We start from the raw sequence: 12,699 nt of genomic DNA on the forward strand, positions 1-12,699 counted from the left end.
GCTCGGAAATATGCTAAAATAGATACTACCATCTTACCACATATACATCAGAAAATCCATGTTAGAAAGGACTGCTATGCCAGACAATCTCGCGCTTCGCATGCGCCCCAAAACCATCGACCAGGTCATCGGTCAGGAGCATCTAATCGGACCTGGAAAAATTATCCGTCGCATGGTGGAAGCCAATCGTCTGTCCTCCATGATTCTCTACGGACCTCCAGGAATCGGAAAGACCAGTATCGCCTCTGCCATCGCTGGGACCACCAAGTATGCCTTTCGGACCTTTAATGCGACAGTCGATAGTAAGAAGCGACTGCAAGAAATTGCTGAAGAGGCTAAATTCTCAGGTGGACTAGTTCTGCTACTGGACGAGATTCATCGTCTTGACAAGACTAAACAAGACTTCCTCTTGCCACTCTTAGAAAGCGGACTGGTTATCATGATTGGGGCTACGACTGAAAATCCCTTCTTTTCTGTCACTCCAGCCATCCGCAGTCGTGTTCAGATTTTTGAATTAGAACCCTTGTCCAACCAAGATGTCAAAGAGGCGATTCAAATCGCTCTATCTGACCCTGAGCGTGGTTTTGATTTCCCAGTTGAGCTAGATGAGGATGCCCTTGATTTCATCGCGACCTCTACAAATGGAGACCTGCGTTCTGCTTTTAATTCGCTAGATTTGGCTGTTCTCTCTACTCCCGAAAATGACAAGGGCATCCGCCATATCACACTGGATATCATGGAAAACAGCCTGCAGAGGAGTTACATTACCATGGATAAGGATGGGGACGGTCACTACGATGTCCTTTCAGCCCTGCAAAAGTCTATCCGTGGCTCGGATGTTGATGCCAGTCTCCACTACGCGGCCCGCTTGATTGAGGCTGGGGATCTGCCTAGTCTCGCTCGTCGCTTGACTGTTATTGCTTATGAAGATATCGGTTTGGCCAATCCTGAAGCTCAGATTCATACCGTAACTGCTCTAGATGCTGCTCAAAAGATTGGGTTCCCAGAAGCTCGCATTCTCATTGCCAATGTCGTGATTGACTTGGCCCTCTCTCCAAAATCCAACTCAGCCTATGTGGCCATGGACAAGGCCCTTGCTGATCTCAAAACATCAGGGCATTTGCCTATCCCTCGACACCTGCGCGATGGCCACTACAGTGGAAGCAAGGAACTTGGGAACGCCCAAAACTATCTCTATCCGCACAACTATCCTGGAAACTGGGTCAAGCAAGACTATCTGCCAGAAAAAATCAAAGACCAGCACTACTTCACTCCGGAAGATACTGGCAAATACGAACGGGCTTTAGCTCAACGCAAGGAAACCATTGATAAATTACGGGACTTGTGAAATCCTTTTCAAATAATTGCATTTTCCTCTTGATTTTTTTTGAAAAAGTGGTATCATATAAACATAGAAACGCTGTGGTGTACGACTTCACACTTAAGTGTTGACCGACTATTTTTTGTATTATTAGGGAAACAAAAGTCTTCTAACAGCATGTAGGCCGTCTCACACGGAAACAGCTTCAGTTAGAGCGAGTTGCCCACCTGCTTAATTGCGCGGGTTCAATACAAACCGTGAAGTTTCGGCACCAATACAGCTTTTTCTTTGCCTCCTTAGCTCAGTTGGTAGAGCAGTAGACTCTTAATCTATGGGTCGCAGGTTCGAGCCCTGCAGGGGGCATCTAAATCAACAGGAAAAGCCTTGGTTTCAGGGCTTTTTTGTTTAAGTTCTTAGGATATTCTGAGTCTAGTATAGAGGAAATTCTTTTCTTATAAAACAAAAAACGCTATGTAGCGTTTTTTGTTATTCTTAGTTACTCGTCTAGTCGAATAAACATCATTGCGTTAAGCAAAGAGATGAGAGCGACTGTATTGACATTATTGGAATAGATCAATCTCTTATTTTCAATAGGAGGAATAATAAAATTAGAAATAATGATGTCGTAAGGTGATTCTTTTAGAGCATCAAGTGATAACTCTAATTCACTCCAGACCTCCAGTTCAAAATTGTTGCTGCAATAGTAAGCAAGTGTCTCTGCTACTGATTTTGCATGATACTGATCAAAATTACTCATAACCAAAACCTTTAATTTAGGTTGATTTTGTAAAAGATTTAACACTAAGTGTTTGCTATGGGTAATAAAAGTATAGCTCAAGTGATTGACTTTCATTGAATTGTAATCCATATCCAAAGTCTCTAGGTAATGTTCAATCCCTTCCTTCACCTCCGAAACAAAGCGAGGGAAAATATTTTGAAAGTTCTTGATTGTATTGCCTTTTTGATCAAATAAGATAAACTCTGTTGATAATTCCTGGCGATGCAGATGTGCCGTATTGTGCATATGCCAAATCAGATTGTCTTTATTGTCTACTTGGAGACTATACTCTCTTGATACCTGATCTACTAGATCTCCCAATAACTGATACGATTTTTTCACATAGCTGTCTGTTTTTGCATGGTTGAGAAATACTTCTTCGTCTATGAAAAACATTTTTTGAAAATAGGATACAAACAGTTGACCGATCACTTCTTTATTCAAAGAGATATGATATTCAGAGTCAAAGATCGCTACAATGTCTTCGATTCCTTCTGCCTGCATGAAAGATTCCAACAATTGATTGTTAAAAGAATTTTTCTCAACTTCCAAGAAATGACCAAACTTTATTCGGTATAAATTTGTAACGAGGAGCAACTTTAACATTCGTTGAGTGGCGAAATTGACTGGAAATGCAGTTTCTTTATAGACCAGTGCCAACAGCTTACACAAGGGTTCTACAGAAAAATCTTCAAAGGGCCATTCAAGGAAATAATATTTCTCTGAAAAATATTGGGCAAAAAAGTAACGGATATCGATTTCATTTCCAGTGATTCGAACTGAATTGAGGCTAATTTCAAAACGATATTGCTTCTTAATAATTTTATTAATATGACTGATGATACGGTAAAGAGAGGAAGAACTGATATAAAACTCTTTGCAAATACTATCAGTATCACATCCTTCATTAAAGAAGATAAATTCTAAAATTGAAAAGTGGGTTGAATGCTTAAAAAAATGATGATAGACCATCTCAATATCACTATCATCGGTATTAATGATACGGATGCCGTTTGTTGAGGAATGAAATATCAAGTCAGGAAAAGAAGACCTGACATGGGACAAGTCATTTTTTACAGAACGTTCTGTACAGTGCAATAATTCTGCTAGTTCTGAAATATGAAACCAGCGTTTGTTTTCAAATAGTAATTCCAATAATTCTAATTGTCTGTGACTTTTTTTCGATAATAAATCTCTCATGAATAGCTTTTCTCTCTTTATAATAAACTAAACGATTGTCTTTCAATCTTCATGCAATTATACCACATGGAGTCCATTTATCCTCTTACAACGACTTTTGCTTGTCATAAAAAGACCAGTCTAATCCCTTAGAAATCCAGCAGCATCAAGATTTTCTTATTTATTTGTATCTAAAGTGCATTTTTACGGTACGTAATTCAAGACAAACTATTATGTTTCCAAGTTGAAATACTATATAATTAGTTCAATCAAAGAAATTGACTCTTTGATTTAGAAATAGAAAAGGAGGATACACTATGTTGTGGTCCATTATTGTAGGAGGTCTTATTGGTCTCATCGCAGGTGCAATCACTAAAAAAGGGGGTTCAATGGGATTGATTGCAAATATCTTTGCAGGTCTTATCGGTTCATCTGTAGGGCAATCACTTCTAGGTAGCTGGGGACCTTCATTGGCTGGAATGGCTATTATTCCGTCAATCGTTGGTGCAGTGATTGTTGTTGCAGTCGTTTCATTTCTATTTGGTAAAAAATAAGCCTTACCTAATAGAACATTAAAAGTGATAAGCCATAATTTTGAATACTGTAGACGGGTAAAATTATGGTTTAAAGCTTTTCATTTGAAAGGATTTAATATGTCAAAATCAAAGAAAATATTGTTACTTATTTTCTGTATCTTAATCTTGACTATTTTCCTTCCTATTCTCATAGATTATCATCAGGTCAGTGATTTAGATATCCACTTATTCAGTTGGAGAGATTTCTACGCTGAATTTCTGATTGCTAGATATGTCTTTTGGGGGACACTTGTCCTATCTGTTTTAGTGTTAATTTCAATCTTAGTGATACTCTTTTATCCTAAACAATATCTAGAGATTCAATTAGAAACTCAAGAAGATACATTAAAACTAAAAAATTCAGCTATCGAAGGCTTTGTTCGATGTTTGGTCATTGATCATCAGTTGATGAAAGAACCAACGGTCCATGTAAATAGCCGCAAAAATAAATGTTTCGTTTCTGTTGAAGGGAAAATTCTTCCTTCAGACAACATCTCAAATCGATGTCTAGTCATTCAGAATGAAATAACTCATGGATTAAAGCAGTTCTTTGGTATTGAACGTGAGGTAAAACTTGAAGTTAAAGTAAAAGAAGTTGAACCTCGAAAAACGACCAAAAAGACTGTTAGTCGTGTAAAGTAAGGAAGTAAAAATGGAATGGTTTAAAAAATACCAGTATCCAATCATTGCAGGTTTAGTAGGTGTCATTCTCGCTTGCTTTATCTTATCCTTTGGCTTTTTCAAAACACTATTTGTACTAATTTGTGGAGCCTTAGGAGCATTTGCTGGATACTATGTTAAGGAAAAATATTTAAATAAATAAAGGAGTCTCGTATGTCAAACGTAGATAAAAATGTAGAAAAAAAAGATGTCGCTGTTGTTTCTCAAGATGTTAAAGGGGAACTCACTTATGAGGATAAAGTCATCCAAAAAATCATTGGTCTTTCACTTGAAAAAGTACCTGGACTTTTGGATGTGGATGGAGGATTCTTCTCTAATCTAACAGAAAAAATTATCAATACAGATAATGTCACTCATGGTGTCAATGTTGAAGTTGGGAAAGAACAAGTCGCAGTTGACTTGAACATTGTTGTTGAATACCAAAAAAATGTTCCAGCTTTGTACAAAGAAATCAAAGATGTTGTCGTATCACAAGTTACAAAAATGACTGATCTAGAAGTTGTTGAAGTCAATGTGAATGTTGTTGATATCAAAACGAAGGAACAGCATGAAGCAGATTCAGTTAGCCTTCAAGACCGAGTAACTGACGTGGCTTCTTCAACAGGAGAATTTGCTTCAGAACAATTTGAAAAAGTGAAATCTGGTATCGGTTCAGGTGTTGCTGCTGTTCAAGAAAAAGTAGGCGAAGGTGTTGAAGCCGTTAAGGGCGAAGCAAAGGAAAATGCTCGCGTACACTAATTCATCTGGTCTAAATCAATCAATTTAAAGGAGGCAGAATCATGTCAACAGAAGAAAAATTAAACCAAGCAAAAGGTTCCATTAAAGAAGGTGTCGGCAAAATGATTGGCGATGAAAAAATGGAAAAAGGAGGAACAGCTGAAAAAGTTGTTTCTAAAGTAAAAGAAGTTGCTGAAGATGCTAAAGATGCTGTTGAAGGCGCTATTGAAGGTGTTAAAAACATGCTTCACAAAGACGAAAAATAAGGCTAAACATTAATTGACCTTTTTATATATAGTAGTCAAAAAGAGGACCGCAAATGTCCTCTTTTTTTGTATATAGGACCCTAAAAACGATTCCGTATCTTCCTTAAAAGGAACTGTCAATCGGCTTGAGAGATGTTCACACTTTCTTTATTTTGATTCCTAATATGAGAATAGTATCTACGTTTCAGGGTTAATTGATTGTCTAAAATATAGTAGACATTTATTTTTTCCTCATTTACCATTGTTTCAAATAAAACCGAGACTTCATCCCTACTAGGATTCAACATTTTCAAATCGATGTCTCCTTTTATCCCTATAGAGTCAATTCCTCCATCCAAGCGGATAGCACCGTCGGGAGGAACGACATAGCCTGCTTTTCGCATGTCAGACGCATATTTTCCTGAATCCATTAAATGTTGTAAGACAGCTATAGTGTCCTTTTCTTCAAAGAAAGTCTTTAATTGGAAGCGTTCTTGGTGGCTTTGATACTGAAAATAATGATTGATACCAACAACTAAGGCAAGTACAGAAGCGAGTAAGATTCATATTTTTCTAGGTCTCGACATTTTTATCTCCTCTATCTAAGAAATCATAGAAATCTTGTTTCCAACTTTGAAAGGTAACTGCCTTATACTCGGATATCCTTGGGACTCTATCTCAAGTGACTGCTATCTACCTTTTTTCATGATGTATTTTCGTATAGGTGTTTCAACCATTTGAACGATTTCAAATCCTTCTTTTTGGTAAAGCTTGTGAGCTGTTTGATTTGCCTCGTAGACATTTAGAGAAATAGTATCTATGTTTTCATTTTCAAAGGCCAAACTAACAAATTTCCTTAAAGCCTGGCTACCTAAGCCTTGTCCCTGTTTCTGGGGGTTGATAAAAAATCTCCCGATATGAAGATTCCTGTCTTCTAGCCTGATTTTCTGGATAAGCCCCACAAACTCTTGTCCATCAAAGATTGAAAAGATTCCTTCCAAATCTTGCAAGACTTGAATGGTCAAGGGAAAAGGAATCATTGGTCCCATCCATTGTTCTTGAAAGGATTTGCCAAGGGAGTTAGACCATTGGCATACGAGTTGAGCACTTTCTGGGCTCACATTTTCTTCAAAACGAATTGTCATCTTGACCTCACCATCTTATCTATGTTTCTTTATTATACTACTTCTCCTATTTTTTACGAATAGATAAGTATGATTGATCTTTATTTTTTTCTTGTCGGGAGCATTCTCGCTTCTTTCTTGGGTTTGGTCATTGACCGTTTTCCAGAGCAGTCTATTATCTTTCCTTCTAGCCACTGCGATTCCTGTCAAACTCGCTTGCGTCCGCTAGATTTGATTCCTATCCTTTCGCAGGTGGTTAATCGTTTTCGCTGTCGCTACTGCAAGATTCGCTATCCATTCTGGTATGCCCTCTTTGAACTAGGCTTAGGACTCCTCTTTCTAGCTTGGTCTTGGGGGTGGATTTCCTTGGGTCAAGTCATCCTAATCACTGCTGGTTTGACCTTGGGCATCTACGACTTTCGCCATCAGGAATATCCCTTACTAGTCTGGCTGACGTTCCATCTAATCCTCATGGCTTTCTGTGGTTGGAGTCTGATTATGCTCTTCTTCCTTGTTCTAGGAATCATAGCCCATTTTATCGATATTCGCATGGGCGCAGGGGATTTTCTCTTTCTGGCTTCTTGTGCTCTCGTCTTTAGCGCGACCGAATTACTCATCTTGATCCAGTTTGCTTCTGCGGCAGGGATTTTAGCCTTTCTTTCGCAAAAGAAAAAGGAAAGACTTCCTTTTGTGCCTTTCCTCTTACTTGCTACTTGTGTGATTATTTGGTGTAAATTAATATTGTAAATCAAAACACAATAGTGTATACTAATTATATCCATAACAAGGAGAATTATTATGAAATTCGAATTACCAAACATCAATTTTGAATTACCAAAACTAGATGTCCCAAAAATTGATGAAAATTCTATGATGCAAGTCCTAGATTGGGCATACGATACAACTATTAATGGAATTCCTGGACAGAAAACTATTCAAGAATTAGCAGATGACTATCTTAAATATGATGATGTTGATACTGCCATTTCTAAAATGATTACTTTTCAAACCAGTAAGGCCGCTCTCTCTGGCTTTGTCACTGGTTTCGGAGGTTTTTTGACACTACCAGTAACTATTCCTGCAAATATTACATCTGTCATTCTCGTTCAAATGAGGATGATTGCAACTATTGCCTATATGCGTGGATATGACCTAAAAAGTGACCAGGTTCAGACCTTTGTATATGCGGCACTTACAGGAACTACTGTAGCTGATATTGCCAAGAAAGCTGGAATTGTAGTTGCTGAAAAATTGGCTCAAGGCATGATTAAAAAAGTTCCTGGAGAGGTGCTAAAGAAAATCAATCAAGCAGTTGGATTCAGATTAGTCACAAAATTTGGAGAAAAGGGAGTAGTAAATCTAGGAAAAATGATTCCTGTTGCAGGTGCACTTATTGGTGCAGGAGTTGATACTGTTTCTACACAAGTTATTGCAAATCATGCACTAAGCGTTTTCACACCTAACGGAATTAATCTTGGAGACAATTTGATCATTGATATAGACGAAATACAATAACTCCCTTATTTCTATTTTAATATATTTTGTTTATCGGTTTAAATACACCATATTATTGCTCTCTTACTCTTAGAGGGCTTTTTTACACATTTAAAATCTTCTAAACTGATTTCAATAACTAAATCAAAGTACTTTCGTAGCTTTCTGCGGCAGGGATTTTAGCCTTTCTCCTGCAAAAGAAAAAGGAAAGACTTCCTTTTGTGCCTTTCCTCTTACTTGCTACTTGTTTGATTATTTTTGGTAAGCTACTGCTTGTTTGATAAAGTTCTCAATCGGCTCTCCTTGGTGGAGAGCTTTTACAATTTTCGAACCGACGATAACGCCATCTGATACCGCATTGAAGCGTTCCACATCGGCTTGACTAGATACGCCAAAACCTGTCAAGACTGGGATATCTGCTACTTGATGCAGTTGCAACAAGTGCTTGTTCAAGTCTACTCGGTAATTGCCTGATTTCCCTGTCACCCCATTGATGGCAACGGCATAGATAAAACCTTCCGCTCCCTTGATCAACTCTTTCTGACGCTCAAGTCCTGTCGTCAAACTAACTAGGGGAATTAAAGCGATATCTGTGTCTGCCAAAAAAGGCTCCACAAAGTTGGCATGTTCATGAGGCAGGTCTGGGATAATCAATCCCTTAACGGCTGTACCTGTCAGATCTTTGACAAATTTCTCCACACCGTACTGAAAGAGGGGGTTAAAGTAGGTCATGATGACCAGTGGCACCTCAGTCTGAATGGTTTTCAAGGTTTCAACCAAAGTCTGGGTAGAAGTCCCGCGAGCTAGACTGCGCAAGCCTGCTTCTTCGATCACAGGTCCATCTGCAACAGGATCTGAAAAGGGAATGCCCACTTCAATAGCTGAAACACCCAAATCTTCTAAAAAGTGGATTGTTTCACCGAGACCTTCCAAACCTTTTTCATGGTCTCCAGCCATGATATAGGGAACGAAAATTCCTTTTCCGGTTGCTTTGATAGCATTCAATTTTTCTGTTAGTGTCTTAGGCATGGGCTTCTCCCTTCTTTGCTGCATCTGCTTCCAAGCGGTCTTTGACTTGGACCACATCCTTGTCCCCACGACCTGATAGACAGACAATCATGGATTTGTCTGGACCGAGTTCTTTGGCCAATTTCACTGCAAAAGCGATAGCATGGCTAGATTCCAAGGCTGGGATAATCCCTTCCACACGAGACAAGAGTTGGAACCCTTCCAAGGCTTCTTCGTCTGTCACAGGAGCATAGTTGGCACGTTTAATATCGTGGTAGTGAGAATGTTCTGGACCGATACCAGGATAGTCCAAACCTGCTGAGATAGAGAAGGCTTCAAGAATTTGACCATGCGCATCTTGGAGCACATCCATAAGAGAACCATGGAGAACACCTGGACGTCCCTTGGTCAAGGTAGCTGCGTGGTGCTCTGTATCCACACCAAGTCCAGCTGCTTCAGCCCCATACATGGCTACTGACTCATCTTCTACAAAGGGATGGAAGAGTCCGATAGCATTAGAACCACCACCAACACAGGCTACTAGGGCATCTGGTAGGGCTTGGCCTGTCAAGTCACGGTACTGTTGTTTAGCCTCTCGACCGATGACACTTTGGAAGTCACGAACGATTTCTGGGAAAGGATGAGGCCCCAAGGCAGAACCAAGGATATAGTGAGTATCATCAATGTTAGCTACCCATGAACGAAGGGCTGCATTAACTGCATCCTTGAGCACGCGCGAACCATCTGTCACGGCCTCTACCTTGGCTCCCAAAAGCTCCATCCTGAAAACATTGAGGGCTTGGCGTTTGACATCCTCTTCACCCATGTAGATGGTACATTCCATGTTGAAGAGAGCTGCAGCAGTTGCAGTTGCCACACCGTGCTGACCAGCACCTGTTTCAGCGATAATTTTCTTTTTACCCATGCGTCTAGCCAGAAGAACCTGTCCCAAGGCATTGTTAATCTTGTGGGCACCTGTATGGTTGAGGTCTTCCCGTTTGAGGTAAATCTTGGCTCCGCCGATATGCTGGGTCAAGTTTTTTGCGTAGTAAAGGGGAGTTTCACGCCCTACATACTGACGCAAGAGTTGGTTTAATTCCTCTTGGAAACTTGGGTCTGCTTGACTTTCGCGGTAGGCCTTCTCCAACTCCAAAACTGCTGTCATCAATGTTTCTGGGACGAAACGTCCGCCGAATTTTCCGTAAAATCCATCTTTATTTGGTTCTTGATATGCCATTCTTTGCCCTCTCTATAAATCTTCTAATCTTTTCCTGATCTTTTTGTCCATCTGTCTCCACTCCGCTCGATACATCTACTGCATAGGGAGCAAAGTGTTGAATTGCTTTTACTACATTATCTTCATTAAGCCCACCTGCGATAAAGAAGGGCTGAGCTAGTCCTGTCGTATCCAGTTGGCCCCAGTCAAATGTCTGACCACTTCCTGCCACAGGAGCATCAAAGAGTAGATAATCTGCCCGAGAATGAGGCACATGACCATCTCCATCCACCTGCACCGCCTGAATGCTGGCACAAGGTAAATCCTCAAGCAAATCATCCCCTACCTGACCATGAACTTGAACCAAGTCCAAGCCAACTTTGTCAATCGCTTCTAGCAGTTGAGCTCGACTTGGTGAAACAAATACACCAACCTTTTTAACATTGACAGGAATGAGCTTTGCCAGCTCAGCAGCTTGTTCCAAGGTCACCTGCCTTTTACTAGGTGCGAAGACAAAACCGATGTAATTCGCCTCTGCTGATACGGCTGTCTCTACCGCTTCTTTGGTCGATAGTCCACAAATCTTAACCTTTGTCAATCTGCAACTCCTTGATTCTTTGAGCCACATCCTCTGCCTGCATAAGAGCTGTCCCTACCAAAATTCCGTTAAAGTACGGTGCTACTCGTTCCGCATCCTGCCCTGTGAAAATAGCAGATTCAGATATGTACAAGCAATCATCTTTGAAGTGTTTAGCCAAGTCTACACTGGTCTGCAAGTCGACTTCAAAGGTGGTCAAATTGCGGTTGTTGACCCCGATAATCTCCGCTCCAAGTCTGTGGGCCACTTCCAGTTCAGCTAGATTGTGAGTCTCCGCCAAGACTTCCAGACCAAGCTCTGTCGCGTAGTCGTACAGTTCCTTGAGGCGTTCTTCTGACAAGGCCGCGACGATGAGCAAGATAACTGTCGCGCCGGCATTGCGAGCACGGATGATTTGCTTTTCATCGATGATAAAGTCCTTGTTGAGCGTTGGAATGTTTACCTGACTGGAAATCTCCCGTAAATAATCCAAATGCCCTTTAAAGAAAACTTCATCTGTCAAAACTGAAATCATCACTGCGCCATTCGCTTCATAAGTCTGGGCCTGTTGCACAATATCCACATCGAGATTGATATCTCCCAGACTAGGGCTAGCTTTCTTGACTTCTGCAATCACCTGCAAACGGTCTTGATGATGCTTCAAAAATTCACCCAAGCGATAGGTTTGGCGCAAGGGCTGGATTTGCTCCAGCTCCATCTGCTCAACCTCACGCGCCTTCTGATCCAAAATTCGTGCTAAAAATTCCTGACTCATTTTTGGTACTCCTGTAACAGTCTAAGTTTTTCTAGGGCCTTGCCACTAGCAATGACTTCGCGAGCCAAGGCAACTCCTTCCTTGATATTATCTACCTTACCATTAGCATAGAAACCAAGACCAGCATTTAAAACTGTAGTTTCCAAGAATGGACTTGGTTCATTTTTAAGAACGCTAAGCAAAATTTCTGCATTTTCCTGAGCGTTTCCTCCTCGAATGTCCTCAATTGCAATGCGTTCCATTCCCAAATCCTCTGGAGTGAAGCTTGACAAGGTTATTTCGCCATTTTCAAGAAGAGCAATATTGGTTGTTCCGTTCAAGCCAGCTTCATCAAGCCCTTCTGGTCCAGCAACTACGATTGCACGTTTGCGACCCATATTTTTCAATACCTGAGCTGTACTTTCTAGCAGTTCTGGACGACTAATACCAAGCAACTGTGTTTCCAAGGCCATTGGATGAATCAGTGGACCAGTCAAGTTCATAATCGTTGGAATTCCCAACTCCAAACGAGCGGGCATGATGTATTTCATTGCTGGGTGCATATTTTTAGCGAAGAGAAAGACGATTCCAGTTTTATCGAAAACCTTACCAAGTTCAGCTGGTTTGAGGTCTAGATTGATACCCAAGGCTTGAAGGACATCTGCCGAACCCGATTTAGAAGAAATCGAACGGTTACCGTGCTTGGCCATATGAATGCCGCCACCAGCCAAGACAAAGGCTGCAGTTGTCGAAATGTTAAAGCTGAAGGACTTGTCCCCACCAGTACCACAGTTGTCCATAGCGTCATGGATTTCAGTTGGAATGTGTTGGGCATGGCCTCTCATGACTTGGGCAATGGCTGTGCGTTCTTCCGGTGTTTCCCCCTTCATCTTAAGTGCCAAGAGGAGAGAAGCAATCTGCGCTTCAGTGACACGTCCAGTAACGATACGCTCAATGACATCCGTCATTTCCACACCTGATAAATTTTCAAATTTTGCTAATTTCTCAATAATCTCTTTCATCCTAGTTT

At 40.6% G+C, this 12,699-nt stretch carries 15 protein-coding genes, 1 tRNA gene and 2 pseudogenes; 10 read left to right on the forward strand and 8 right to left on the reverse strand.

Annotated elements, in window-relative coordinates; all coding sequences use genetic code 11:
• The first annotated feature begins 76 nt into the window (after positions 1-76).
• Entirely contained in the window at positions 77-1,348 is a 1,272-nt protein-coding gene (locus BWR56_RS07335) for a replication-associated recombination protein A (RefSeq protein WP_076984749.1), read from the forward strand.
• A 263-nt stretch (positions 1,349-1,611) separates the two neighbouring features.
• A tRNA-Lys gene (locus BWR56_RS07340) sits at positions 1,612-1,684 on the forward strand.
• A 133-nt stretch (positions 1,685-1,817) separates the two neighbouring features.
• On the opposite strand, the gene BWR56_RS07345 is transcribed toward BWR56_RS07340, so the two are convergent.
• Positions 1,818-3,299, reverse strand: coding sequence for a M protein trans-acting positive regulator PRD domain-containing protein (locus BWR56_RS07345; RefSeq protein WP_076984750.1), 1,482 nt, complete (start codon positions 3,297-3,299; stop codon positions 1,818-1,820).
• Between the two features lie 296 nt (positions 3,300-3,595).
• Here BWR56_RS07345 and BWR56_RS07350 point away from each other — a divergent pair, with 296 nt between their 5' ends.
• From BWR56_RS07350 to BWR56_RS07370, 5 genes are all read left to right on the forward strand, one after another.
• Positions 3,596-3,832 (forward strand): GlsB/YeaQ/YmgE family stress response membrane protein, encoded by a 237-nt coding sequence (locus tag BWR56_RS07350; RefSeq protein ID WP_000964741.1) that lies wholly within the window; start codon positions 3,596-3,598, stop codon positions 3,830-3,832.
• A gap of 99 nt (positions 3,833-3,931) precedes the next feature.
• On the forward strand, positions 3,932-4,495 hold the full coding sequence (gene amaP, locus BWR56_RS07355) for an alkaline shock response membrane anchor protein AmaP (RefSeq protein ID WP_076984751.1): 564 nt from the start codon (positions 3,932-3,934) through the stop codon (positions 4,493-4,495).
• 10 nt (positions 4,496-4,505) lie between these two features.
• Positions 4,506-4,676 carry a DUF2273 domain-containing protein gene (locus BWR56_RS07360; RefSeq protein ID WP_000454669.1) on the forward strand — a complete coding sequence of 57 codons (171 nt, stop codon included), beginning with the start codon at positions 4,506-4,508 and terminating at the stop codon, positions 4,674-4,676.
• An 11-nt stretch (positions 4,677-4,687) separates the two neighbouring features.
• Entirely contained in the window at positions 4,688-5,272 is a 585-nt protein-coding gene (locus tag BWR56_RS07365) for an Asp23/Gls24 family envelope stress response protein (protein WP_000072931.1), read from the forward strand.
• Between the two features lie 41 nt (positions 5,273-5,313).
• Complete coding sequence (locus tag BWR56_RS07370; protein ID WP_076984752.1) at positions 5,314-5,517, forward strand: CsbD family protein; 204 nt, start codon at positions 5,314-5,316, stop codon at positions 5,515-5,517.
• Between the two features lie 119 nt (positions 5,518-5,636).
• Here the strand turns inward: BWR56_RS07370 and BWR56_RS07375 are convergent.
• Both BWR56_RS07375 and BWR56_RS07380 read right to left on the reverse strand, forming a co-directional pair.
• Positions 5,637-6,059 (reverse strand): annotated as a pseudogene (locus BWR56_RS07375) (thiol-disulfide isomerase); the annotation flags it as partial.
• A 126-nt stretch (positions 6,060-6,185) separates the two neighbouring features.
• Entirely contained in the window at positions 6,186-6,641 is a 456-nt protein-coding gene (locus tag BWR56_RS07380) for a GNAT family N-acetyltransferase (RefSeq protein WP_076984753.1), read from the reverse strand.
• A 69-nt stretch (positions 6,642-6,710) separates the two neighbouring features.
• Between BWR56_RS07380 and BWR56_RS07385 the strand changes: the two genes are divergently transcribed.
• The 3 genes and pseudogenes from BWR56_RS07385 to BWR56_RS09860 form a co-directional block, all read left to right on the forward strand.
• A complete protein-coding gene (locus tag BWR56_RS07385; RefSeq protein WP_076984754.1) occupies positions 6,711-7,367 on the forward strand; it encodes a prepilin peptidase in 657 nt (218 codons plus the stop codon).
• 51 nt (positions 7,368-7,418) lie between these two features.
• A complete protein-coding gene (locus tag BWR56_RS07390) occupies positions 7,419-8,135 on the forward strand; it encodes an EcsC family protein (RefSeq protein WP_081390681.1) in 717 nt (238 codons plus the stop codon).
• A gap of 143 nt (positions 8,136-8,278) precedes the next feature.
• A pseudogene (locus BWR56_RS09860) lies at positions 8,279-8,395 on the forward strand (prepilin peptidase); the annotation flags it as partial.
• Here BWR56_RS09860 and trpA read toward each other — a convergent pair.
• Genes trpA through trpD form a run of 5 tightly spaced genes read right to left on the reverse strand, consistent with a single transcriptional unit; the run spans position 8,367 to position 12,691 of the window.
• Positions 8,367-9,143 carry a tryptophan synthase subunit alpha gene (gene trpA / locus BWR56_RS07395; RefSeq protein ID WP_076984756.1) on the reverse strand — a complete coding sequence of 259 codons (777 nt, stop codon included), beginning with the start codon at positions 9,141-9,143 and terminating at the stop codon, positions 8,367-8,369. The pseudogene BWR56_RS09860 and the gene trpA sit on opposite strands and share 29 nt — an antisense overlap.
• Positions 9,136-10,359, reverse strand: a complete 1,224-nt coding sequence (gene trpB / locus BWR56_RS07400; protein WP_076984757.1) for a tryptophan synthase subunit beta — start codon at positions 10,357-10,359, stop codon at positions 9,136-9,138. The genes trpA and trpB overlap by 8 nt, the downstream gene beginning before the upstream one ends.
• On the reverse strand, positions 10,337-10,936 hold the full coding sequence (locus BWR56_RS07405; protein ID WP_196769359.1) for a phosphoribosylanthranilate isomerase: 600 nt from the start codon (positions 10,934-10,936) through the stop codon (positions 10,337-10,339). Before BWR56_RS07405 ends, trpB begins: the two co-directional genes overlap by 23 nt.
• Entirely contained in the window at positions 10,923-11,690 is a 768-nt protein-coding gene (gene trpC, locus BWR56_RS07410; protein WP_076984759.1) for an indole-3-glycerol phosphate synthase TrpC, read from the reverse strand. The genes BWR56_RS07405 and trpC overlap by 14 nt, the downstream gene beginning before the upstream one ends.
• A complete protein-coding gene (gene trpD, locus BWR56_RS07415; RefSeq protein ID WP_076984760.1) occupies positions 11,687-12,691 on the reverse strand; it encodes an anthranilate phosphoribosyltransferase in 1,005 nt (334 codons plus the stop codon). Before trpD ends, trpC begins: the two co-directional genes overlap by 4 nt.
• Between the last annotated feature and the right edge of the window lie 8 nt (positions 12,692-12,699).

Origin of the sequence: Streptococcus oralis, assembly GCF_001983955.1 — a bacterium.
In the GTDB taxonomy this organism is placed as follows: Bacteria; Bacillota; Bacilli; order Lactobacillales; family Streptococcaceae; genus Streptococcus; species Streptococcus jiangnanensis.

What these genes read in the sequence shown, in the direction of transcription:
- trpC (WP_076984759.1), bottom strand. Translation starts at nt 11,690, where the DNA reads ATGAGTCAGGAATTTTTAGCACGAATTTTGGATCAGAAGGCGCGTGAG.
- trpB (WP_076984757.1), bottom strand. Translation starts at nt 10,359, where the DNA reads ATGGCATATCAAGAACCAAATAAAGATGGATTTTACGGAAAATTCGGC.
- BWR56_RS07390 (WP_081390681.1), top strand. Translation starts at nt 7,419, where the DNA reads ATGAAATTCGAATTACCAAACATCAATTTTGAATTACCAAAACTAGAT.
- BWR56_RS07345 (WP_076984750.1), bottom strand. Translation starts at nt 3,299, where the DNA reads ATGAGAGATTTATTATCGAAAAAAAGTCACAGACAATTAGAATTATTG.
- BWR56_RS07350 (WP_000964741.1), top strand. Translation starts at nt 3,596, where the DNA reads ATGTTGTGGTCCATTATTGTAGGAGGTCTTATTGGTCTCATCGCAGGT.
- BWR56_RS07385 (WP_076984754.1), top strand. Translation starts at nt 6,711, where the DNA reads ATGATTGATCTTTATTTTTTTCTTGTCGGGAGCATTCTCGCTTCTTTC.
- BWR56_RS07360 (WP_000454669.1), top strand. Translation starts at nt 4,506, where the DNA reads ATGGAATGGTTTAAAAAATACCAGTATCCAATCATTGCAGGTTTAGTA.
- amaP (WP_076984751.1), top strand. Translation starts at nt 3,932, where the DNA reads ATGTCAAAATCAAAGAAAATATTGTTACTTATTTTCTGTATCTTAATC.
- BWR56_RS07335 (WP_076984749.1), top strand. Translation starts at nt 77, where the DNA reads ATGCCAGACAATCTCGCGCTTCGCATGCGCCCCAAAACCATCGACCAG.
- BWR56_RS07365 (WP_000072931.1), top strand. Translation starts at nt 4,688, where the DNA reads ATGTCAAACGTAGATAAAAATGTAGAAAAAAAAGATGTCGCTGTTGTT.
- BWR56_RS07370 (WP_076984752.1), top strand. Translation starts at nt 5,314, where the DNA reads ATGTCAACAGAAGAAAAATTAAACCAAGCAAAAGGTTCCATTAAAGAA.
- BWR56_RS07380 (WP_076984753.1), bottom strand. Translation starts at nt 6,641, where the DNA reads ATGACAATTCGTTTTGAAGAAAATGTGAGCCCAGAAAGTGCTCAACTC.
- trpA (WP_076984756.1), bottom strand. Translation starts at nt 9,143, where the DNA reads ATGCCTAAGACACTAACAGAAAAATTGAATGCTATCAAAGCAACCGGA.
- trpD (WP_076984760.1), bottom strand. Translation starts at nt 12,691, where the DNA reads ATGAAAGAGATTATTGAGAAATTAGCAAAATTTGAAAATTTATCAGGT.